The sequence below is a fragment of the Microbacterium insulae genome, assembly GCF_042677065.1.
Classification (GTDB): Bacteria; Actinomycetota; Actinomycetes; order Actinomycetales; family Microbacteriaceae; genus Microbacterium; species Microbacterium insulae.
Genome location: NZ_JBHTII010000001.1, coordinates 2,010,209 through 2,033,199 on the forward strand (window position 1 = coordinate 2,010,209; position 22,991 = coordinate 2,033,199).

General features: G+C 69.4%; 12 protein-coding genes. 7 read left to right on the forward strand and 5 right to left on the reverse strand.

The window, feature by feature from the left end; genetic code table 11:
* Positions 1–102: 102 nt before the first annotated feature.
* Positions 103–1,071: a glycosyltransferase gene (locus ACFQ0P_RS09340; RefSeq protein ID WP_204978440.1), complete on the forward strand. Its 969-nt coding sequence runs from the start codon at positions 103–105 to the stop codon at positions 1,069–1,071.
* Here ACFQ0P_RS09340 and ACFQ0P_RS09345 read toward each other — a convergent pair.
* Positions 1,044–1,928: a response regulator transcription factor gene (locus ACFQ0P_RS09345; protein WP_204981328.1), complete on the reverse strand. Its 885-nt coding sequence runs from the start codon at positions 1,926–1,928 to the stop codon at positions 1,044–1,046. The genes ACFQ0P_RS09340 and ACFQ0P_RS09345 overlap by 28 nt on opposite strands.
* Before the next feature lie 248 nt (positions 1,929–2,176).
* Between ACFQ0P_RS09345 and ACFQ0P_RS09350 the strand changes: the two genes are divergently transcribed.
* The gene (locus ACFQ0P_RS09350; RefSeq protein WP_204978441.1) at positions 2,177–2,881 is read left to right on the forward strand and encodes an endonuclease/exonuclease/phosphatase family protein; all 705 of its coding nucleotides are present in this window, start codon (positions 2,177–2,179) and stop codon (positions 2,879–2,881) included.
* Positions 2,882–2,893: 12 nt separating this feature from the next.
* Here ACFQ0P_RS09350 and ACFQ0P_RS09355 read toward each other — a convergent pair whose 3' ends face one another.
* On the reverse strand, positions 2,894–3,760 hold the full coding sequence (locus tag ACFQ0P_RS09355) for a hypothetical protein (RefSeq protein WP_204978442.1): 867 nt from the start codon (positions 3,758–3,760) through the stop codon (positions 2,894–2,896).
* 221 nt (positions 3,761–3,981) lie between these two features.
* Between ACFQ0P_RS09355 and rplM the strand changes: the two genes are divergently transcribed.
* The 5 genes from rplM (at position 3,982) to ACFQ0P_RS09380 (ending at position 19,655) form a co-directional block, all read left to right on the forward strand.
* Entirely contained in the window at positions 3,982–4,428 is a 447-nt protein-coding gene (gene rplM, locus ACFQ0P_RS09360) for a 50S ribosomal protein L13 (protein ID WP_204978443.1), read from the forward strand.
* A 26-nt stretch (positions 4,429–4,454) separates the two neighbouring features.
* Positions 4,455–4,928, forward strand: coding sequence for a 30S ribosomal protein S9 (gene rpsI, locus ACFQ0P_RS09365; protein WP_204978444.1), 474 nt, complete (start codon positions 4,455–4,457; stop codon positions 4,926–4,928).
* 16 nt (positions 4,929–4,944) lie between these two features.
* A complete protein-coding gene (glmM, locus tag ACFQ0P_RS09370; RefSeq protein ID WP_204978445.1) occupies positions 4,945–6,303 on the forward strand; it encodes a phosphoglucosamine mutase in 1,359 nt (452 codons plus the stop codon).
* Between the two features lie 372 nt (positions 6,304–6,675).
* Entirely contained in the window at positions 6,676–18,201 is an 11,526-nt protein-coding gene (locus ACFQ0P_RS09375) for a PA14 domain-containing protein (RefSeq protein WP_204978446.1), read from the forward strand.
* An 8-nt stretch (positions 18,202–18,209) separates the two neighbouring features.
* Positions 18,210–19,655 (forward strand): sugar transferase, encoded by a 1,446-nt coding sequence (locus ACFQ0P_RS09380; protein ID WP_204978447.1) that lies wholly within the window; start codon positions 18,210–18,212, stop codon positions 19,653–19,655.
* Between the two features lie 3 nt (positions 19,656–19,658).
* Here ACFQ0P_RS09380 and ACFQ0P_RS09385 read toward each other — a convergent pair whose 3' ends face one another.
* The 3 genes from ACFQ0P_RS09385 to ACFQ0P_RS09395 are packed head-to-tail and all read right to left on the reverse strand — an operon-like array spanning position 19,659 to position 22,952.
* Positions 19,659–20,630, reverse strand: a complete 972-nt coding sequence (locus tag ACFQ0P_RS09385) for a GDP-L-fucose synthase family protein (protein WP_204978448.1) — start codon at positions 20,628–20,630, stop codon at positions 19,659–19,661.
* A complete protein-coding gene (gene gmd, locus ACFQ0P_RS09390) occupies positions 20,623–21,675 on the reverse strand; it encodes a GDP-mannose 4,6-dehydratase (protein ID WP_204978449.1) in 1,053 nt (350 codons plus the stop codon). Before gmd ends, ACFQ0P_RS09385 begins: the two co-directional genes overlap by 8 nt.
* The gene (locus ACFQ0P_RS09395; protein ID WP_378772008.1) at positions 21,672–22,952 is read right to left on the reverse strand and encodes a glycosyltransferase family 4 protein; all 1,281 of its coding nucleotides are present in this window, start codon (positions 22,950–22,952) and stop codon (positions 21,672–21,674) included. Before ACFQ0P_RS09395 ends, gmd begins: the two co-directional genes overlap by 4 nt.
* Positions 22,953–22,991 lie beyond the last annotated feature (39 nt).

Sequence of the window (22,991 nt, forward strand, 5' to 3'; positions counted from 1 at the left end):
GCCAGTCTTGCGCAAACGTTGAGGCTCGCAGATGCCGGTGCCACCGTCGCGTTGCGCTCGTTGGCCCAGGCTGGATCCCGGCGCACGAGCCGCGCCGTCCGCATGCCCCCTCCATCGAAAGGGACGACCCTGACCGAGCCTGCCACCCGCGCCCGCGCATCCGCGGGCCGCGACCTCGCGCGCGGCGCCACCGGCGTCGACGGCGTGTCCGGCGCGCCCCGGGTCGCCGCGGCCTCCCCGTCCTCTGCCGGCGACGGCTCGTGGCATCGTCCGACGATCGGCTGCGTCATCCCCGCTCACGACGAGCAACTGTCCATATCCCGGCTGCTCGAGTCGCTGCTGTCGCAGACCCGCGTGCCGGACGTCATCCACGTCGTGATCACCAACACGTCGGACGCGACCGTCGAGATCGCGTCCCGCTACGCCGGACCGCACGAGCTCGTCACCGACCTCGGCGAACAGTTCACCGAGGTGTTCGTGCACGACCTCGGCGCGAAGTCGGACGAGAAGGTCGGAGCCCTCAACTACGGCTATGCGCTCGTCGAGGCGTACGACTACCTGCTCGACGTCGACGGCGTCGCGGCCCCCGACGCGGGGGCCGTGGCGGCCCTCGAGGCGACGGCCGCCTCCGACGCCCGGATCGGCAGTGTCTCCGCCGCCGCGGGCCGTGGTGCGCCCGCTCGACGGGGAGTGTTCTCGCTGCTGTCGACGCAGGCGCTGCGCACCGTCATGGCCCTCAACCACCAGGCCACCCCGTGGGTGCGCGGCGCGGCCGGCGGTTCGCTGCTGACGCAGCAGCTCGAAGCCGCCGGCTACCTCACCGCAACAGACCCGACGGCGCCCGCGCGCCGCGCCAAGCCGCTTCGCCGGGTGGCGTCGGTGGTGCTGCCGATCGTCGGGGCCGCGGTCGCGGCGGGCGTTCTCTCGCGATCGTTCGCGCTCACCTCCCGCCGTCGCGCACGCGGGGGCTGGCCCGCGCGCGGCGCGATCACGACACGCGTGCCTCACCGGGCCGGCGCGGCATCCGCTGCTCATCGGCGTACTCAGACGATCTCCGAGGTGAGGCGGTAGCCGACACCGCGCACGGTCTCGATGTACCGGGGGTTCGTCGGGCTGTCGCCGAGCTTCCTGCGGAGATTCGTCATGTGGGCCTCGACGGCGCGCTTGTCGGCGTCGCCGACGAAGTAGCTCGTGACGTAGGACTCGCCGCGGAGCACGAGGGTCAGGTCGGCCTTGCTGCGCACCCGGCGCTTGGACTCGAGCAGGGTCGCGAGCAGATCGAACTCGGTCCGCGTGAGATCGAGGTCCTCGCCGCCGATCGACACGAGCCGGTTCTCCGGGTGGAGGAGGAGGTCGCGGTGCGCCATCCAGCCGTCGTCCAGGAGGGCGCCGGAAGGCGTCGAACCGGTGGATGCCGCGGCCGCCGCGGCCACATCGCTCTCCCTCGCGGGCGGGGCGGGCGAGGGGGTCGGCGCGGGCATCGAAGCCGCCGGGCGCGCATCCGGCGCGGACGGCGCGACGACGACGGGCACCGTGCTGTCGCCCCGAGCCCGTCGCAGGAGGGCGTCGACCCGGGCGCGGAGCTCGCGCGGGCGGAACGGCTTGAGGAGGTAGTCGTCGGCGCCGGCCCCGAGACCGGCCACGACGTCGGCCTCGTCGTTGAGGCCGGTCAGCATGATGATGTACGTGTCGGACTGCGCCGCGCGAATCCGGCGAGCCGCTTCGAACCCGTCGATCCCGGGCATGTTCACGTCGATGGTGGCCAGCAGGGGCTCATAGGCGAGGACCGCGCGGACCCCGTCGACGCCGTTTCCGACCGAGACGGTGGAGAAGCCGGCGGACTCGAGCACGTCGGAGAGGATGTGCCGGATCTCGGGATCGTCCTCGATGATGACGGCGGTCTTGAGCTCTTCAGCTGGGGTGCTCATGCTGCTCATGGGTCCTTCTCGTGCAGGAGATCCACCTGCGACGGGCGCCGGACCCCAGATACGACGCTCCGCGCCCGATGGCGAGGTGCTCCGATGGTACCGCGGACCCCCGCTCGGTGACTGTTCCGCGGGCCAGGATTACCTCAGTACTCGCTCAACCCGCGCCGCTGTTCGTACTCTGTGAGTGCGCGCAGGATCCACCGTGTGGAAACCCCTGCGTCACGCGCCCCCTCTAGGCTGTCGTCGTCATGAAGGTCATCTCGTACAACCTGCGCAAGCATCGCGCCGCGGGCGAGCTCCTCCGCCTGGTGCAGGACCATGCCGCCGACGTGCTGTGCCTGCAGGAGGCCGACACGAGCGATCTGCCCGACGAGATCGCCGGGCTGCGGCTGGCGGATTCGACCCAGCGCAATCGGCTCGGCCTGGCCGTCTACTACCGGGAGAACACGTATCGCGCCGTGGATGTGCGCGCCCTCGCCCTGAAGAAGTCCCTGCACGATCGTGTCCTCAAGCCCGCCGAGGAACGCCTGCTCGGCGTGAGGCTGCACGACATCGACGACGGACGCGACGTGATCGTCGCCTCGTTCCACGCCGCGCCGCTCACCGCATTGAACTCGCTGCGACGACACCAGATCCGCACCGCACTGGACGAGCTCCAGGCCCTGGGGGAGGGCACGCCGGCGCTCATGGTGGGGGACTACAACTACCCCGTGTTCAAAGAGCATCTCGGCCAGAAGGTGCGAGAGCAGGGGTACGAGCTGAACCTCAGCGATTCGCGCACCTACACCCGGTACCGGTTCTTCCGCGGGCACTACGACTTCGCGACATCCGTCGGCTTCGAGATCGACCGCGTCCGCACCCTCCCGCAGGGGCTGAGCGATCACCTGCCCATCCTGGTCACCGCTCGCCCGGCGGAGCCTGCCGCGGCTTCGCCGCGAGCCGCGGCCTCCTGAACCAGCCCGGGGTCAGGGTCTGGACCGGTCACGGCGCGCGACGATGCCGGGGTCGGTTTCGTCCCACTTCTCGATGCTCTGCGCCACCCAGAACGCGAAGAACAGCATGAGTGCGGCGGCTTCGGCCAGGAGCACCACGGGGATGCCGCGGGCATCCGCACCCGGAAGCAGGACGACGTAGACCACGAGGACGGCGACCAGTCCCAGCGCGATCGCGACGTAGACGGCGCGGAAAGCCGGCGGCGGGGGAGACTCGCGCCGGGGGAAGGCCGCCCGCACCGCGACGGGGGCGAACAGCGCGAAGAACGCGATCGTGGCGACGGCGTGGCCGTGGGCGAGGAAGGCGTCGCGCGCGAAGAGCCAGGCTGCTCCCACGACGACCAGCACGGCTGCGCTGCTGACGAGGCTGAACCCGACCGCGCGGAAGGGCACCTGACCGAGCGCCGCGAGGAGGAGGACGACGAGGACCGTCAGGACGCCGATCACGAGGTAGGTCGCCACCCCGTTGGCGGTCGTCGCCTCGAACTCCGGGGGGACGCAGCGATCGCTGCACGGCACCGGGACGCCGGGGATGCTGCCCGGGGCGAGGGTCGTGGGGACGAGGGCGATCAGGGGTGCGAAGAGGGCTGCTGCGTCGAGCAGCGCGCGGTCGGACCCGCGGCCCGAGAGCGCGACGAGAGCGAGTGCGGCGGCGATGAGCGCCCCGACGAACGCGTCGCGCGCGGGCGTGTAGTAGTAGTCGCTCACCGAGGTGAGCCACCCGACGGATGCCGCGGCGAGACCGACCGCGACGAAGATGACCACGACGGTGCCGGCGATCGCGATGCGCAGGTACCGGTAGGTGCGCTGAACCGAGGTGGACGGCGCGGCGGACGGCATGACGATGAGGATAGCGAGGACGGCGGACGCGGCATCCCGAGCGATGCTCGTTTGGTGAGCGTGCTCGGATGACGTAGACTCGACCTTTGGTGTGCGGCTCGGCTGACCCGGCACCACGAACGTGAGCCCTCCACTGGCGTGTTCACGGCCCTCTCGGCCGCGAACCACCCCGGAGTGGGATTCACGAACCTCTCCGTTCGAATCAAGAAAGCAGCACTACTGTGACGCGCACTTACACCCCCAAGGCTGGCGAAGCCCAGCGCGAGTGGCTGGTCATCGACGCGACCGACGTCGTCCTCGGCCGTCTCGCCTCGCACGCTGCCGCGCTCCTGCGCGGCAAGCACAAGCCGACCTTCGCGAACCACGTCGACATGGGTGACTTCGTCATCATCGTCAACGCCGAGAAGGTGGCCCTCACCGGTCAGAAGCTCCAGAAGAAGATGGCTTACCGCCACTCCGGCTACCCGGGCGGCCTCACGGCGGTCTCCTACGAGGAGCTGCTCGAGAAGAACCCCGTCCGCGCGGTGGAGAAGGCCATTCGGGGCATGCTCCCGAAGAACAGCCTGGGTCGCCAGCAGCTGTCGAAGCTGAAGGTCTACCGCGGTGCCGAGCACCCGCACTCGGCCCAGCAGCCCAAGACGTACACCCTCGACCAGGTCGCCCAGTAAGCACCGCCCAGACTAAGGACACACTCGTGGCGAACATCGAAGACTCCACCAACTACTCGACCGAGACCCCGGCCGACGAGACCGTCGTCGCCGCCGAGCGCCCCGTGCTCTCGGTTTCCGGCGCGGCCGTCGGGCGTCGCAAGCAGGCCATCGCGCGCGTGCGCGTGATCCCCGGCTCGGGCACCATCACCGTCAACGGCCGGGCGTTCGAGGACTACTTCCCGAACAAGCTGCACCAGCAGCTGATCACCGATCCCTTCACCGTGCTCGGCCTCACGGACGCCTACGACGTCATCGTGCGCATCCAGGGCGGCGGCCCCTCGGGCCAGGCGGGCGCCCTGCGCCTCGGCATCGCCCGCGCCCTGAACGAGATCGACGTCGAGAACAACCGCCCGGCGCTCAAGAAGGCCGGCTTCCTGTCGCGGGACGCCCGCGTCATCGAGCGCAAGAAGGCCGGTCTCAAGAAGGCCCGCAAGGCTCCTCAGTACTCGAAGCGCTGATCGGCTCATTCCGGGTATGCCGCTCTTTGGCACGGATGGGGTGAGAGGGCTGGCCAACGGCCCTCTCACCGCCGATCTCGCACTCTCCCTGGCCCAGGCGACGGCCGTCGTCCTGGGCCAGGGTCGTACTGCCGAGGCGCGCCGCGCGGCCGGCAAGCGGCTGACCGCCGTCGTCGCGCGCGATCCGCGCGTATCCGGCGAGTTCCTCTCGGCGGCTGTCGAAGCCGGCCTCGCCTCTTCCGGCGTGGACGTGCTCGATGCCGGCGTGCTGCCGACTCCCGCCACGGCGTTCCTCATCGCCGACATGGACGCCGACTTCGGCGTCATGGTCTCGGCGTCGCACAACCCCGCGCCCGACAACGGCATCAAGATCTTCGCCCGCGGCGGAGTGAAGCTCCCCGACATCGTCGAGCAGCGGATCGAGCACGCGATGGCCGGACCCAAGCTCCAGCCCACGGGCGCGGCGGTCGGGCGCATCCGGCGCTTCGCCGACGCGGAGGACCGCTACGTCGTCCACCTGCTGGCGTCGCTGCCTCACCGGCTCGACGGAATCCACGTCGTCCTGGACTGCGCGCACGGCGCGGCATCCGGCGTCTCCCCCGAGACGTTCCGCGACGCGGGCGCCCAGGTCACGGTCATCGGGGCGGACCCCGACGGCCTGAACATCAACGACGGCGTCGGCTCGACGCACCTCGACAAGCTGGCCGCGGCCGTCCGCGCCCATGGCGCCCAGGTCGGCATCGCCCACGATGGCGACGCCGACCGCTGTCTCGCGGTCGACGCCGAAGGGCGCGTCGTGGACGGCGACCAGATCATGGCCATCCTCGCGGTGGCGATGAAGGAGCGCGGGCAGCTCGCGCACGACACGCTCGTGGCGACGGTCATGAGCAACCTCGGCCTGCACCGCGCGATGGCCGAGCACGGCATCCGTGTCGAGCAGACGGCCGTCGGCGACCGCTATGTCCTCGAGCGCATGAACGAGGGCCGGTTCTCGCTCGGCGGCGAGCAGTCCGGGCACGTCATCATGAGCGACTTCGCCACCACCGGCGACGGCCTGCTGACCGGCCTTCACCTCGTCGGCGAGATGGCGCGTCAGGGCAAGACGCTCGCCGAGCTCGCCTCGATCATGACGGTGTATCCGCAGGTGCTGGTCAACGTCACGGGCGTCGACCGCTCGCGGGCGAACACCGATCCGGGAGTCTCGGATGCCGTGGCCACCGCCGCCGCCGCGCTCGGCGACTCCGGCCGCGTCCTGCTGCGCCCGTCGGGCACCGAGCCTCTCGTACGCGTGATGGTCGAGGCCGCCTCCGCCGAGGATGCGCACCGCCACGCGGAGACGCTCGCCGAGGTCGTCCGCGACCGTCTCGCGCTGTAGCCCGGCGTGCGCGCGGTTCGTGCGCACGCGCTTCGCGGCGCTCGCAGAATTGCTCGTACTTCGCAGGTTTCGGCCGACACCATGCGTGATTCGTGTGATTCTGCGAATCTCGCATAGCGGGGAGCGGCGGCCGGATCGCGTTTACCGGACGGCCCCCGCGCTTTTCGGATCGTTCCCGAACGATTTCCAAGAATTTGTTGTGTATTCCGTGAGAATCCCCTAGCGTCGGTCCCGTCGTCGGATTTCGGCGACGTTGGGGAAGTGTCCCGCCACCCGAGGCAGGACACATCGGGAACGCAGACACCGGGTTCCAGGGCTGGGAAATCCTGAACCGTATCGGTGACTGCTTTCCATGCAGACACTGGGGGTCTGATGCGCACTCGCGCCCTGTCGACTGTCGACGCCGATCGTGCTCAGGGGTGGACGCTTCCGATGCGTCTCACCAGCATCCTGGCATCCGCCGCACTCATCGGATCGGGAGTCGCCCTCGCGGCTCCGGCTGCGGCGGTGCCGCTCGCCGAGGTGCCGGCCAACCCCGCCCAGTGGGCGACCACGCCATACTCGCCGCTGCAGCCGGGCGAGATCGCCGCCGTCGGCAACACGGCGACGCTTGAGTTCGACGGCACCGGCGGAGGGCTCCACGCATCAGGTGACGTCGACACCGGCTTCACCATGGTGCAGCCGTCCAGCGCCGTGAACCCGACCGCGCCGTCGGTCCTGCTCGACACCGAGTACTACCTCCCGGCCAATCTCTCCGTCGCCGGCGGCAACCTGAACATCACCGCCACGAAGGGGATCGCGTTCGAGAAGTGGGCGTCGACCACTCCGGGCAACACCGATCAGAAGAACCGCCAGGACAACACCCTCGGACTCGGCGTCGACCCCGGCACGTCGCCCATCCGCCTCCAGACCACCGTCGTGAACCCGGCGGGCATCTACAACGCCGCCCAGGCCGGCGTCTGGTTCGGTGCGGACGACGACAACTTCTTCAAGGTCGCGTTCATGGGAACGGCGTCGTCCTCCAGCGACACCGTCCGGCAGGTGCAGCTCAAGCGCGAGATCGCCGGCGTGACCTCTTCGGCCGCCGTCAACGAGATCAACATCGCTCAGAACGGAACGGTGCCCGTCGGGCAGACCGTCACGCTGTTCATGGATGTGAACCCCGCGACCCTCAAGGTCACCGGCTCGTACCAGATCGGAAGCGGCGCCGTCACGGCGATCGGCACCATGGACATCCCGGCGAACTTCCTCGACGGCTCCCTCCTCTCGTCGGCGGCGCCCGAGATGCCGGGCGTCGATGCGTTCGGTGGCGTCTTCGCCACCAAGCGCAACATGCCCGAGGCCACGCCCGTGACGTTCTCCTTCTCGCGCTTCGCGATGACGGAGCTCGACACGACGGCGCCCGGCGCTCCGGCCGGGGTCACCGCGACGGCGACCACCGGTGCCAATGAACTCTCGTGGTCCGCGCCGGCAGATGCGGATCTCGTCGGGTACCGCGTGTACCGATCGGCTACGGCGGGCGTCGTCGCCCCGACGGGCGCCAACCTGATCAGCGGCGCCACCCCGATCACCGCGACGTCTTTCGCGGACGCGAACGTCTTCGTCGGGCAGACGTGGAACTACTCGGTGTACGCCGTGGACACCTCGGGCAACGTCTCGGCCGGTGGTTCGACATCGGCGACGACCCCCGTCCCCGCGGGCGACCCGCTCGTCAAGATCGACTTCACGACCGCGGCAGGCACCGCTCAGCCCGGCTACGAGAAGGACGCGGGCGCAGCCTACAGCGACCAGACCGGCAGCGGATGGATCACCGTGGACGACGGTCAGCCGTTCGACTTCGGCCTCAACACCCGCGTGCGTGCCGCGGCCGACGGAGTCACCGACCCGCGCCTGCTGTCGCTCATCCACCTGCAGTACGGCACGAGCGGAAACGCGCAGAGCCCCCCCAACCCCGCGAACGGCATCGTGACCGAGGAAGGCGTGTGGGAGCGCGTCGTGCCGAACGGTCGCTACAACGTGCTCGTCGCCGCGGGTGATACCTCCGGAGGAAACTTCGACAGCTCGCACAACGTCGTGGTCGAAGGAGAGGACGCGGTATCGCAGTTCGTCGGCACCCCGGCCCGCCCCTTCATCCAGGGGGTCGTCGAGGTCGAGGTCCTCGACGGCAAGCTGACCGTCGCGCCGACGAACGGCGACAACACGAAGCTCGCCTTCCTCGAGATCTACGAGCTCGAGCTGTTCGGTCCGGACGCACCGGCCGACTTCTCCGCGACCCTCGGCGAGGACGCCGAGTCCGTCGACCTCGGCTGGCAGGCCGTCGACGGTGCCGCGGGCTACAACGTGTACCGCAGCGAGGTCTCGCCGGTCGGCACGGAGGGGGAGCCGCTGAACGCGGCACCGCTCACCACGACCTCGTTCACCGACGACACGGTCGTCGCGGGGACCACCTACTTCTACACCGTCGTCGCTCTGGGCGACGGCATCCCGAACTCCGCGCCGGCGACGGAGGCCAGCGTCCTCGTGCCGTCCGCTCCGGTCGAGCCGGTCGCGCCGACCGGCGTGTCGGCCACGGCGGGCGAGGAAGACATCACCATCACGTGGGGCGAGGTCGAGGGCGCGGTCGGCTACAGGGTGTACCGCGGCGCGTCGACCCCCGTCTCGGTCGAGGGTGAGGCGCTCAGCGGAGCGGCTGCGCTCACGACCACCGAGTTCGTCGACACGACGGCCGTCCCGGGCCTCGAGTACCACTACGTCGTGGTGGCGCTCGGCGCGGAGGACTTCGTCTCGGGTCCGTCCGAGTCGGTCTCGGCCACGATCGAGGAGACCACGACTCCGGGAGAGTGTGTGGCGTCGGAGTGGTCGGGTTCGTTCTTCCACTCGACGGATCTGCAGGGTGCTGCGGTCGCGGTGGACTGCTTCGAGGACATCTCGCTGGCGCACGCGCAGTCGGGTTCGCCGTTCGCGGGGGTGCGTGGGGACAACTACTCCGCGCGCTTCGTGAAGACGATCGATGACGGGGCGGGCACGTACACGTTCTCGGCTCGCGCCGATGACGGTGTGCGGGTTCTGGTCGACGGTGAGCTGGTCATCGACGAGTGGTCGTACTCGACCGACGAGTACGTCGCGACGGTGACCCTCGGTGACGGTCCTCACGTGGTGACGGTGGAGTACTTCCAGGGCTGGGGCGGCGCGCTGCTGTCCTTCGACTACTCGGTCTCGGTCGACACCTGCTCGGTCACCGAGTGGTCGGGCTCGTTCTTCCACAACACGTCCCTGGCGGGTGCTCCGGTGGAGACGGGATGCCTCGACAGCGTGGACATCGACCACGTCCAGTCGGGTTCGCCGTTCGCGGGGGTGCGTGGGGACAACTACTCCGCGCGGTTCGTGAAGACGATCGACGAGGGTGCGGGCACCTACACGTTCACGGCTCGCGCCGATGACGGTGTGCGGGTTCTGGTCGACGGCGAGCTGGTCATCGACGAGTGGTCGTACTCGACCGACGAGTACGTCGCCGCGGTGACCCTCGGTGACGGCCCGCACGTGGTGACGGTGGAGTACTTCCAGGGCTGGGGCGGCGCGCTCCTCTCCCTCGACTACTCGGTCACCACCAACACGTGTGTGGCGTCGGAGTGGTCGGGTTCGTTCTTCCACTCGACGGATCTGCAGGGTGCTGCGGTCGCGGTGGACTGCTTCGAGGACATCTCGCTGGCGCACGCGCAGTCGGGTTCGCCGTTCGCGGGGGTGCGTGGGGACAACTACTCCGCGCGCTTCGTGAAGACGATCGATGACGGGGCGGGCACGTACACGTTCTCGGCTCGCGCCGATGACGGTGTGCGGGTTCTGGTCGACGGTGAGCTGGTCATCGACGAGTGGTCGTACTCGACCGACGAGTACGTCGCGACGGTGACCCTCGGTGACGGTCCTCACGTGGTGACGGTGGAGTACTACCAGGTCTGGGGCGGCGCGCTGCTGTCCTTCGACTACTCGGTCTCGGTCGACACCTGCTCGGTCACCGAGTGGTCGGGCTCGTTCTTCCACAACACGTCCCTGGCGGGTGCTCCGGTGGAGACGGGATGCCTCGACAGCGTGGACATCGACCACGTCCAGTCGGGTTCGCCGTTCGCGGGGGTGCGTGGGGACAACTACTCCGCGCGGTTCGTGAAGACGATCGACGAGGGTGCGGGCACCTACACGTTCACGGCTCGCGCCGATGACGGTGTGCGGGTTCTGGTCGACGGCGAGCTGGTCATCGACGAGTGGTCGTACTCGACCGACGAGTACGTCGCCGCGGTGACCCTCGGTGACGGCCCGCACGTGGTGACGGTGGAGTACTTCCAGGGCTGGGGCGGCGCGCTCCTCTCCCTCGACTACGAGCGCGAAGGGGCCGACGTCGAAGCGCCGACCGCGCCCACCGCGCTCCGGACGGCTCAGGACGGCGAGGACATCGTCCTCGAGTGGGACCCGAGCGTCTCGACCGACACGGTCGGCTACAACGTGTACCGTTCGACCGAGTCGGGCACGACCTCCGCGCCCGGCGACAAGCTCAACGTCGCGCTGGTCACGGGCACGGAGTTCACCGACGACACCGCTGAAGCCGACACGGAGTACTACTACGTCGTGACGGCGGTCGACGCCGCGGGCAACGAGTCGGAGGTCTCGAACGAGGCGATCGGCATGGCCGAGACCACGCCCGACACCGAGGCACCGGCAGCCCCGACGGCGCTGACCGCCACCGGCGGGGACGCCACCGTCTCGCTCGAGTGGACGGCCTCGGCCTCGGCCGACGCCATCGGCTATCAGGTCTACCGCGGCATCCAGCCGGGTGCCGTCGGGCTGGGCGAGCTGATCTCGGGCGCTGCGCCCGTCGTCGGCACGACGTATGTCGACTCCAGCGTCAGCAACGGGACGACCTACTTCTACGAGGTTGTCGCAGTCGACCTGGCCGGCAACGAGTCCGGGCCCTCGAATGAGGCCATCGTGGCACCCCGCGTGCCGAACACCACCGACGTGAAGATCGACTTCACCGCGACCAACGGCGTGCCCGTCAGCGGCTACTTCGCCGACTGGGGCCAGGCCTACGGCGCTCGCACGAGCCCGAACCAGGGCACGGGCCTGACGTACGGCTGGGTCGACAATGACGGTCACGAGCTCAGCCTCGTCGGCAACGGTCGCGACCGTGGCCGCGCAGGCATTCCCGACCTGGTCGACTCGATGATCCACATGCAGTACGGCGACGTCACGGCCGGCGGCAACGGAGTGACCACGCCGGGTGCGTGGGAGATCGCCGTGGCCGACGGTGTCTACGAAGTGACCTTCGCGGTCGGCGACCAGCCGGGTGCGGAGAACATCTACGACTCGCTCCACGCCATCAACGTCGAGGGTTCGGCGGCGCTGGAGTCGTTCCAGGCGACGACGAGCGCGGAGTTCCGCACCGTCACGACGACGGTCGGTGTCTTCGACGGCCGGCTCACGATCGACGCCCTCGGGGGCACCAACACGAAGATCGGCTACGTCACCATCACCGGGCTCGAGTTCGACCAGCCCGTGATCGAGCGTCCGCTGCCACTCAACCGCGCCCAGGACGCGGACGTCAACGGCGGCGTGTCGGCGACCATCAAGACGCCCTTCGCGGGCTTCGGGATCGACCCGACGACGATGCAGGGCAACATCAAGCTCTTCAAGGTCTCCGACGGCTCGGAGGTCTCGGGCACGTCGCAGACGTCGGGCGGCAGCGACACGATGAACTTCTCGCCGGATGCGCCCCTCGAGCCGAACACCATGTACCGCTACGTCGTGACCGACGGTGTGAAGGACTTCCTCGGCAACTCCTGGATCCCGTTCACGTCGGTGTTCACGACGGCGCCCGAGATCATCGATCCGGGTGACCCCGGAGAGTTCACGCCGGCGACGAACATCGCCTTCGACAAGATCGAGCTGCCGATCGCGGCCGGACGGTACTGGGCGTCGATGGCCTTCGGTCCCGACGGGAAGCTCTACGGCTCCACGATCGGCCAGGGCATCTTCCGGTACACCGTGAACGCCGACGGCACGCTGTCGAACGAGGAGAACCTCGGCTACGCCGGTGAGGCCATGGTCGGCTTCCTCTTCGACAAGTCGTCGACCGCGGGGAACCTGAAGCTGTGGATCACCCACACCACCGCCAACACCGGCAGCGAGTCCGATGAGTGGGCGAGCGGCGTCAGCCTGCTCACGGGCGCGAACCTGGAGAACCGCAAGCGGGTCTTCACCCAGCTCCCGCGCTCGCTCCGCGACCACCTCACCAACTCGATGGTGTACGGCCCGAACGACGACATCTACGTCCTCCAGGGTTCCAACACGGCGGCCGGCGACGGCGACGGCTCGTGGGGCGCCCGCGGTGAGAAGCTCCTCACGGCTGCGCTGCTCCACTTCGATCCGGACCACGCGCGGGTCCAGCAGTCGATCGCCTCGGCGTCGGGCAACGACCCGCTCAACGTGCGGACCGAGGGCGTGGCCACGCCGTACGACCCGTACGCGCCCACCGCGCCGCTGAAGATCTACGCGACCGGAATCCGCAACGCCTACGACCTGTCGTACCACTCGAACGGTCACCTCTACGTGGCGACCAACGGCACGGCCGGCGGCGGCAACTCTCCCGGCGTGAACTACAACGCCGCGACGAACACCTACACCCAGGTCTCGGCGGCCGGCATCCCCGGCTTCGCGCAGTCCAACGGCCGCGACCTGACCGCTCAGTGCCGTGCACGCGACGCCCGTGACCCGAACTTCGTCCCGCGCTCGGTGCCGGCGATCGGCAACCACCCGACGCAGCGCGACACGCTCTACGACGTCGTCCAGGGCGGGTACTACGGTCACCCCAACCCGCAGCGATGCGAGTTCGTGCTGCACGAGGGCAACGTCGACAGCGCACCCGAACTGTGGGCGGGCCAGGGCGGCTCGAAGTACCCCGTCGGGGTCGCACCCGACGACAACTTCAAGCCGATCGCGTACGACTTCGAGTACAACAAGAGCCCGAACGGCACGATCGAGTACAAGAGCAACACGTTCGGCGGCCAGCTCAAGGGACGCCTCGCCATCGTCCGGTTCTCGAACAACAACGACATCATCTGGCTGCAGACGGCTCCGGACGGCAGCATCCTCGGCGGCCAGACCGAGGTCGGCATCCCGGGTGTCGCCAACACGACGATGTCCGGTGTGGGAGGCTTCAACGACCCGCTCGAGATCATCGAGAACCCGGCCAACGGCAACCTCTATGTCAACCAGTACAACCTGGGCGGAAACCAGCAGAAGCTGTTCCTGCTCCGCGTGCCGGCCAACCAGCAGGCAGCCAAGATCGGCGTATCGAAGAGCGAGGCGGTCTTCTCGGCGGTCAAGAGCAACGGCAATCTCGCCGCGTCCGTCAGTGCGAAGAAGACCGATGTCGAGTCGATCACGCTGACGAACCAGTCCACCGAGACGCTGGCGGTGTCCAGTGCGATCACGGGCGCGAACGCCGGGGAGTTCTCGGCGTCGGGCATCCCGTCGACGCTCGCTCCCGGAGCCAGCGCCACCGCTCAGGTGACGTTCACACCGGGCACGACGGTGGGGCAGCGCTCCGCTCAGCTGACTCTGACCGCGGCGGGCTCCTCGGTGAGCGTCGGCCTCTACGGGCTGTCGCTGGAGGGCATCGAAGGCGGCAACGAGCCGACCTTCAACAACGTCATGGGAACGCTCGGCTACGGCATCAACGTGGGCTGGACGAACCTCGCCGGCGGCATGCAGGCGGTCGCCAAGGGCGACGAGGTGCTCGAGCCGCTGTTCGAGAAGGCGGGAAGCGGATCGATCACGTGGCGTCCGCTCGCGCACTTCGCGCCGCCGGAGAACCTCGGGTTCGGCTGGTACACCGGTGACGGCGCCGCGGCCGATCGTCGCTCGCTCGGCGGGATGGACGGCACCAACACGACGAATGGCGGCTACCAGACGCTGAACCCGCCGGTGATCGCGGGCAGCACGATGGCGTTCGATCCGGGGGCTGCGAGCTTCGGGCTCTACTACTACTCGGCGTACTTCAACCGCTACGGGTTCACGGAGGACCGGCTCAACTCGCCGGCGTCCGATGCCCACCGCGCCCGCATCTACCCCGCGAAGAACCGCAGCGGTGTGCTCATTCCGAACACGTACGTCGTCGCCTTCGAGGATGCCTCCAACGGCGACTACCAGGACTACGTCTTCCTCGTGTCGGGGATCAAGCCGGTCACCGACACCGGTTCGGGGAGCGACGCGATCAAGGTCGACTTCACGACGGCGAGCGGCGACCTGGCGAGCGGGTACATCCGCGACTTCGGTCAGGCGTTCGGTGCTCGTACCGGGGCGGACCAGGGCAGCGGGCTCACCTACGGCTGGAAGGACCTGGCCACCGAGAACGACGTGAACCTGTCCGTCGGCGGCACGATCCCGGGCAACGCACGCGACCGCAACACGAGCCAGCCGGATGTGCGCCTCGACAGCATCATGCACATGCAGCCCTCGGACGTCCCGAACTTCAACGGGACGAACGTCGACGCGTTCTGGGAGATGGCCCTCCCCAACGGCACCTACGAGGTGACGGTCGGTGTGGGCGACCCCAATGTGGGGGCTGACGCCGAGGTCCACCGGATCAACCTCGAGGGGGCGACGGCGATCGCCGGATTCATCCCCTCCGGCATCCAGGCCTCGAGCACACGCCACTCGATCGCCACGACGCAGGTGCAGGTCGCGGACGGGTTCCTCACGGTCGACCCGATCGGCGGAACCAACACGAAGATCGCGTTCATCGACATCGTGCCGGTGACCGTGGATCCGGGCGGCGACGACCCGTCGGACGGCGCGCAGGTGAAGGTCACCTTCCAGACGACGGGTACCACGGTGCCGACCGGATGGACGGCCGACACGGGCGCCGCGTTCTCGTCGGCGGCCGGCTTCGGATGGCTCAACGAGGCGACGGGTCAGCCGGTCGACCGCAGCAACGCGGCCCGATACCGCACGACCGCCGGCGCCGGGATCGCCTTCCCGACCGACCCGCGTCAGCAGGGCTTCACGATCGTCGACAACTCGACCGTGACCACCCTCACCGACGGCGTGTGGGAGTACGCGGTGCCCAACGGGACCTACGAGGTCGCGGCATCCGTCGGCGACGCGCAGTTCATCGACTCGGTCCACCGGGTGCTGGCCGAGGGGCAGCCCGTGATCAACGGGTTCGTCCCCACCGCGCAGACACCCTTCCAGGTCGGCGTGCGCACGGTCACGGTGACCGACGGACGTCTGTCGATCTCGAGCGACGGCACCAACACCAAGCTCAACTGGATCTCGATCAAGGGAGACGGCCTGGGCCCGGTGACGCCCACCGTCACCGCCCAGATCGACTTCCGGCCGTCGGGCACCACGGCGCCGGTGGGCTGGGTCGCCGACAACGGCTTCGCCTACGACGCCGCACGCGGCTTCGGCTGGTACGTCGACGGCGCGCCGTTCGACCGCTCCAACATGACGCGCAACCGGACCGCGCCCGCGAACGGGATCTCCTACCCGAGCGACGTCAAGCTGCAGACGCTCATCCTGATGCAGAACGTCACGACGACGGGCACGACGATCACGGGCGGCACGGTCGGAACGTGGGAGTACGCGCTCCCGTCCGGTGAGTACGAAGTCACCGTCTCGGCGGGCGACACGACCGCCGTCGACTCCGTGCACTCGATGACGGCCGAGGGCCAGACGCTGATGAACGGCTTCACGCCGACCACCGCCGTCCCCTTCGCGACCGCCTCCACCACGGTCCTCGTGACGGACGGCAAGCTCACCATCGTCCCCACGGGCGTGAACACCAAGATGAACTGGATCACGATCACGGGCACGGCCCTGGCCGACCCGGCGATCACGGTGACCGCGAACGGCTCGGCCGTCGAGACCTCGTACGACGGCGGGCCGGCGACCATCGCCCTCTCCGCGGCGGTCGCGAGCGGCGCGACCCTCGAGTCCCTCACGTACTCGATCGACGGTGGCGAGGAGGAGCCCTACACCGAGCCCTTCACGATCTCGGCTGCCGGCTCCTACACGCTGGAGGTCACCGCCGTCGACTCGGAGGACCGCAGCAGCTCGCGGACTGTGGAGTTGGAGGTCCTCGACATCGGAGGCACGCTCCGGCTCACGAACCAGCAGGTCGTGCGCCAGGCTCAGGGTGGCGCGCCGCTTCCGGGTCTGTACGACGACGTGCTCGTCATGCACCGCGTCAACAGCCTGGGCACGAACCCGTCGCACGCGAACCTTCTGTTCCAGGACACCGCGACCGTCGCGCTCGGCAACACCGGGACGAAGGACCTCCGCATCACCGCGCTGACGCTCGGCGGTCCGCAGGCCGCGCAGTTCGAGCTGGTCAACCCGCCGACGCTGCCGCTCATCATCGCACCCGGCCAGACGGCCAGCCTGACCGCGAAGTTCATCGCGACCAGCGGGTCCAAGGGCGTGCGGACGGCGACGGTGACCGTGGCATCGAGCGACCCGGCCCAGCCCAGCAAGGTGATCAAGCTGCGCGGCGGCTACATGGGCAGCCCCGAGGGCAACAGCGAGCTCACGCTGCAGCAGATCTTCACGCTGTTCGACAGCACCACCTCGTCGGGCTCGACGGGCGACTCGCTGGGCAACGGCTCGGAGAACCCCGGTGCTCCGATGGACGGCGACGAGGTGCGCTCGCTGCAGTGGAAGCGCCTCGACTCGTCCAAGCCGGTGCAGGCGGTGCAGCTCGGTGCGTTCCACGGATGCTGCGGTCAGACCGAGAACTTCAACATCAACGGAGCCTCGGCCACCCACGCCGGTGCCTACGGCCAGGCGATCTACCCGCTGAAGTCCGACGGCACGAAGACGGCGATCTCGACGAGCCCCGGAGGCAACTTCAACATCGTCGTGGCCGGTCAGACGACCAACCAGGCCAACTACATGGCGATCAAGATGTGGCCTGTCAAGGATGCCGCGGGCAAGACCATCCCGGGTGCCTGGTTCGCCGGTCACGACTACATCCAGTCGCCCAGCCAGTGCGGAACCGGCCCGACGAACTGCGACTACCAGGACAACGTGTACCTCATCACGAACGCCCTGCCCGTCGCCTCGTCTGACACGACCGCTCCGGCCGCACCGGCCGCACCGACGGGAACGGCGGACGCCACCGGCGTGAACCTGTCGTGGACGGCCTCCACCGATGCCGACCTGATCGGCTACCGTGTGGAGCGCTCGGCGGCGTCGACCGGCCCGTGGACGAACGTCAGCGGAACCGGCCTCGTCTCGGGTACGACCTTCCGTGACACGACCGCGGGTCCGGCGGCGACGACGCACTACCGCGTGGTCGCAGTGGATGCCTCGGGGAACGCCACGGCGGGTGCGTCGGCGCCGGTCGACACGTCGGCGATCACGTTCCAGCCGCTCCGGTTCAACGCCGGCGGCGGGGCGATCACGGTCAACGGGACGAGCTGGGCGGCCGATCCCGCGATCGGAACGCCGGGCTACCGTTCGTACACCAACTCCAACGTCACGCAGATCAGCGGCACGAACGACGACGCGCTCTACTTCTCGACGCGCAGCGACAACGCGACCAGCTGGGGCTACGACATCCCGGTCCCGAACGGGACCTACCAGGTGCGACTGCACTTCGTGGAGGTGTACTACGGGGCTCCCAACAGCGGCCCGAACAACATCAACGCCCGCCGGTTCTCGATCAACATCGAGAACGGGCAGACCGGGCGGGCCAACTACTCGATCCTCCAGGACGTGGGACCCACCGCGCTGGACATCGAGCAGTTCACCGCGACGGTGACGGACGGAAAGGTCGACATCGACTTCACCGCCACCGCGAACCAGCCGTCGATCAACGCGTTCGAGATCATCAGGGTCCCGTAGTCATGGCGATGACGATCCCCTCCGCTCGCGACATCGCGAGCGGAGGGAGGGGAAGCTGGCGACGCTCCTACGCGCGCTCGATGGCGCAGACGGATGCGGCGGTCGTGGCCGCGACCGTGCTCACCGCCGACCTGCTGTGGATTCCGCGGGGGTCGAACGTCGTCCTCGCCGGCGGCGAGGTGACACCCGTCCCGTACTGGCTCGTCTCGGTGCTGCTGCTGGGCGTGTGGCTGATCGCCCTCGAGGCCTTCCAGACGCGCGACCCCCGGTTCGTGGGCAGCGGTGCGACCGAGTACCGCCGCGTCGTCGAGGCGTCGGTGGTCGTCTTCGGGCTCATCGCGATCTCGTCGTATGTCGGCGCGGTCGAGCTCGGCCGGGCCTATCTCGTGACCGCGTTCGCGGTCGGAGTGCCCGCCCTCGCACTCTCGCGGTGGCTGTGGCGCCAGTGGCTGCGGCGCGAGCAGGATGCCGGCCGGCGCCTGGCGCCCGTCGTGATCGTGGGAGATCGCACGAGCGAAGACACGGCCGACGCGATCGCCCGCTTCCCGGGGTCGGGATACCGCCTGCTGGGCGTCGTCTCGGACGAGCCGACCGTGAGGACCGAGCACCTGGGCCCGATCGCGTCCCTCGAAGCGATCATCGAGGTGATGCGCCCCGAAGCGGTCATCGTCACGTCCGTCCACGCACTCGGACCGCAGCGGATGCAGCAGCTGGGGTGGAGCCTTGCCCAGCACGGCGCCGAGCTCATCGTCACGCCGGGGCTCGTGGGCGTCGCCGGCCCTCGCATCCACACCAGGCCCGTCGCCGACCTGCCGCTACTGCAGGTCGACTACCCCGAGCTCGTCGGAGCGAAGGCAGTCGCCAAGCGCACGGTCGACATCGTCGGCGCGCTCGCACTGATCCTCCTCTCGCTCCCCCTGATGCTCGGCACCGCGCTCGCGGTGGCGATGACGTCTCCGGGCGGATTCCTCTACCGGCAGGAGCGGATCGGCCGCGGCGGCCGGCCGTTCCACATGCTGAAGTTCCGGTCGATGCGCGTGGATTCGGATGCGGAGCTCCAGGCGCTCCTCCTCGCCCAGGGCTCATCGGGTCGGCCGCTGTTCAAGGTCGCCGATGACCCGCGCGTGACGCCGGTCGGACGCGTCATCCGGAAGTACTCGCTGGATGAGCTGCCTCAGTTCTTCAACGTCCTCCGCGGCGACATGAGCCTGGTCGGCCCGCGCCCGCAGCGGCCCGCAGAGGTGGCCCTCTACGATGAGTTCGCGTCGCGGCGGCACATCGTCAAGCCGGGCGTCAGCGGTCTGTGGCAGGTGAGCGGACGATCGACGCTCGCGTGGGAGGACGCCATCCGACTGGACCTGTCGTACATCGACAACTGGTCGCTCACGGGCGATCTGGTGATCCTGTGGCGCACGATGCGCGCGGTCGTCCGGCCGGGAGCCGAGGCGTACTGACGATCACCCGCGCGCGAGCGCCCGCGAAGGGTTGTCCTCGAACCAGCGGACCGTGGACTCGAGGCCTTCGCGCAGCGGGATCGAGGGCGTCCAGCCGAGCGCCGTCAGCCGGCTCACGTCCATGACCTTCCTCGGTGTCCCGTCCGGCCGGGTCTCATCCCACCGGGTCGTCCCCTCGAATCCGACCACGTCCGACACCAGAGCGGCGATCTCCTTGATCGTCGCGTCCACCCCGGTGCCGACGTTGATGTGCGCATCGTCGTCGTACGAGTCGAGGAGGTGAAGACAGGCGTCGGCGAGGTCGTCGGCATGCAGGAACTCGCGCCGCGGGGAGCCGGTTCCCCAGTTGACGACCTCGGATGCGCCGCTCTCCCGCGCCTCCCAGTATCGGCGGATGAGCGCGGGGAGGACGTGGGATCCCGTCGGAGAGAAGTTGTCGCCGGGCCCGTAGATGTTCGTCGGCATCGCCGAGATCCACCGGAGGCCGTACTGGCGGCGCGTGGCCTGGACCTGACCGATGCCGGCGATCTTGGCGAGAGCGTAGGCCTCGTTCGTCGGCTCGAGGGGTCCGGTGAGGAGGGCGTCCTCACGGATGGGCTGGGGAGCGAGGCGGGGGTAGATGCACGACGACCCCAGGAACAGCAGCCGCTCGACGCCGGCCTCGAGCGCGGCATCCATCACATTGGTCTGGATGCGCAGGTTGTCGCTGAGGAACTCCACCGGTCTGCTCGCGTTCGCCAGGATGCCTCCCACGCGCGCAGCGGCGAGCACCACGTATCGTGGCCTGGTCGCGCGGAAGTACTCGAACACGCGATCGCGGTCGCGGAGGTCCAGTTCCTGCGAGGTGCGCCCGCGCAGGTCGGAGAACCCCTCGCGCTCCAGCCGGCGCCAGATCGCGGATCCGACCAGCCCGCGATGGCCCGCGACGTAGGTGGTGGCGCTCCGATCGACGGGGGCGTCGGCGACCTCAGACACCGAGCACCGACCTGTTGCTCCACGCGGGCACGTCGACCTCGTCGACCCACGGGCTCCCGGAGTGCTCGAGGATCTTCACGTCGGCATCGACCATGATCTGCGCCAGACGCTTGCCGTCCACCGTCGCCTCCCATCCCAGGTCTGCGCGCGCCCGCGTCGCATCGCCGACGAGCGCGTCGACCTCGGTGGGGCGCAGGTACCGCTCGTCGAAGCGGATGTGCTTCTCGTAGTCCAGTCCGACGCGCTCGAACGCGGCCTGGAGGAAGTCTCGGACGGTCAGGCCGACTCCCGTGGCCAGCACGTAATCGCGAGGGACATCGGGCTGGAGCATCCGCCACATGCCTTCGACGTACTCGGCGGCGTACCCCCAGTCGCGGACCGCGTCGAGGTTGCCCAGATACAGGTGCTGCTGACGGCCGAGGGCGATGGCGGCCGCCGCGCGCGTGATCTTGCGGGTCACGAACGTCTCGCCGCGCCGCGGCGACTCGTGGTTGAAGAGTATGCCGTTCACCGCATACATTCCGTGGGCGTCGCGATAGTTGCGCGTCATCCAGTAGCTGTACAGCTTCGCGGCGGCGTACGGGGACTGGGGCAGGAACGGCGTGTCCTCGTCCTGCGGGGGCGGAGACGAACCGTAGAGCTCCGACGACGAAGCCTGGTAGTACCGGGTCTCGATGCCCGACAGGCGCACGGCCTCGAGCAGTCTCGCGGTGCCCGTGCCGGTGATGTCGGCGGTGTAGACCGGCTCGTCGAACGACACGCGCACGTGCGACTGCGCGGCGAGGTTGTAGACCTCGGCGGGCCGGATCTCGGTGAGGAGCGCCCCCAGCCGGGCCGCGTCGTTGAGATCGGCGTAGTGGAGGAACAGGCGCGCGTTCGGATCGTGCGGATCGCGGTAGAGGTGCTCGATGCGCCCCGTGTTGAACGTCGAGGCGCGACGGATCAGGCCGTGCACCTCGTATCCCTTCGTGAGGAGCAGTTCGGCCAGGTACGAGCCGTCCTGGCCGGTGATGCCCGTGATGAGGGCACGGCGGGTGCTGATCATGGAGTCCTACGTCCGTCGGGTGGCTGGAGTCTATCCGGGTCGGCGGGGGCGGAGACGACCTCGTGGAGAAGTCGCGAGAACGCGGCGACGGCGGCGCTCTCCTCGAGGTGACGGCGTGCGTAGTCCTGTGCCGCCGCCCCCATCCGTGCCCGCGCCGCCGGGTCCTCTCCGAGTTCGAGCGCCGCGTCCAGCAGTGCGTCCGGACGCGCGGCGTGGACGCGCAGGCCGGCATCGGCGTCGGCGACCTCCTCTGCCGTGATCGACCCCGGCTCGGTGGCCGCCAGGACCGGGCGGCCGGCACGGAAGTACGTGGTCAGCTTGCTCGGGACGGCCATGTCGCTCACTCCGGGGAGCTCGTTGACGAGCAGCACGTCCGCCGCGGCCAGGATCGCGGTGTACTCCCCGTCGTCGAGCGGGCCGATGAACTCGATGCGCTCGACGCCCTCCGCCGCCCGCCGCAGCTCGGCGTTGCGGCTCCCGTGGCCGACGAGCACGAACCGGACGTCCGCTTCGCGCTCGTCGGCGAGCCTCGCCGCGTGGACGACGTTCTCGAGCCCCTGCTTCACCCCTTGGTTGCCGCCGTGGAGCACGACGATCTCGTCTCCCCATCCGCGCGCGGCGCGCACCTCCCGCGGAGGGGCGGACGGCTCGCACGCCGCCAGGTGCGACCAGTTGCGGACGACGGCGACACGATCGCCGCGGGCTCCGAACCGGTCGAGGACGATCTCGCGGAACCGCCGGTGGATGACGACGACGCGGTCTGCCGCGCGCAGGAGGCGCCCCTCCGCGCGCGCGATGAGCGCCCGCGAGAAGCGCCCGCCGGTCGCCGTCTGCGACATCCCCTGGCCGTAGAGATCCTGCACCCACACGACGGTCGGCGTGCGGGGATGCAGGAGGCGCGCCCGGATCATCGCGAGGGACGAGGACACCATCGCCGGGCTGACCAGCACGATGGCATCGGGGCGCCCCCAGCGCGTGGTCAGGGCGCGCAGGCCGAAGGACACCTCGGCGGCGAGGCGCCGGAGAGCGGAGGGCCGGGAGGGCACGTAGTGCCGCAGCCGGTCGACCCGGACGCCGGACTCGATATCGGTGCGCGTCCACTGCCCGTACCCGTCGTACACGCGCCACTGGGGATAGTGCGGATGCGCCGCGAGCAGGCGCACCCGCCATCCCTCGCGGGCGAGACCCGTGGCGAGAGAGCCGACGTAGGGGGCGTTGCCGGTCTGCTCCGGTCGCGCGTGCAGGCTCACAATGAGAATGCGCCCGCGGGTAGCCACCGGCTCAGATTACCGGGGATGCCGGCGCCGGTCCCCGGC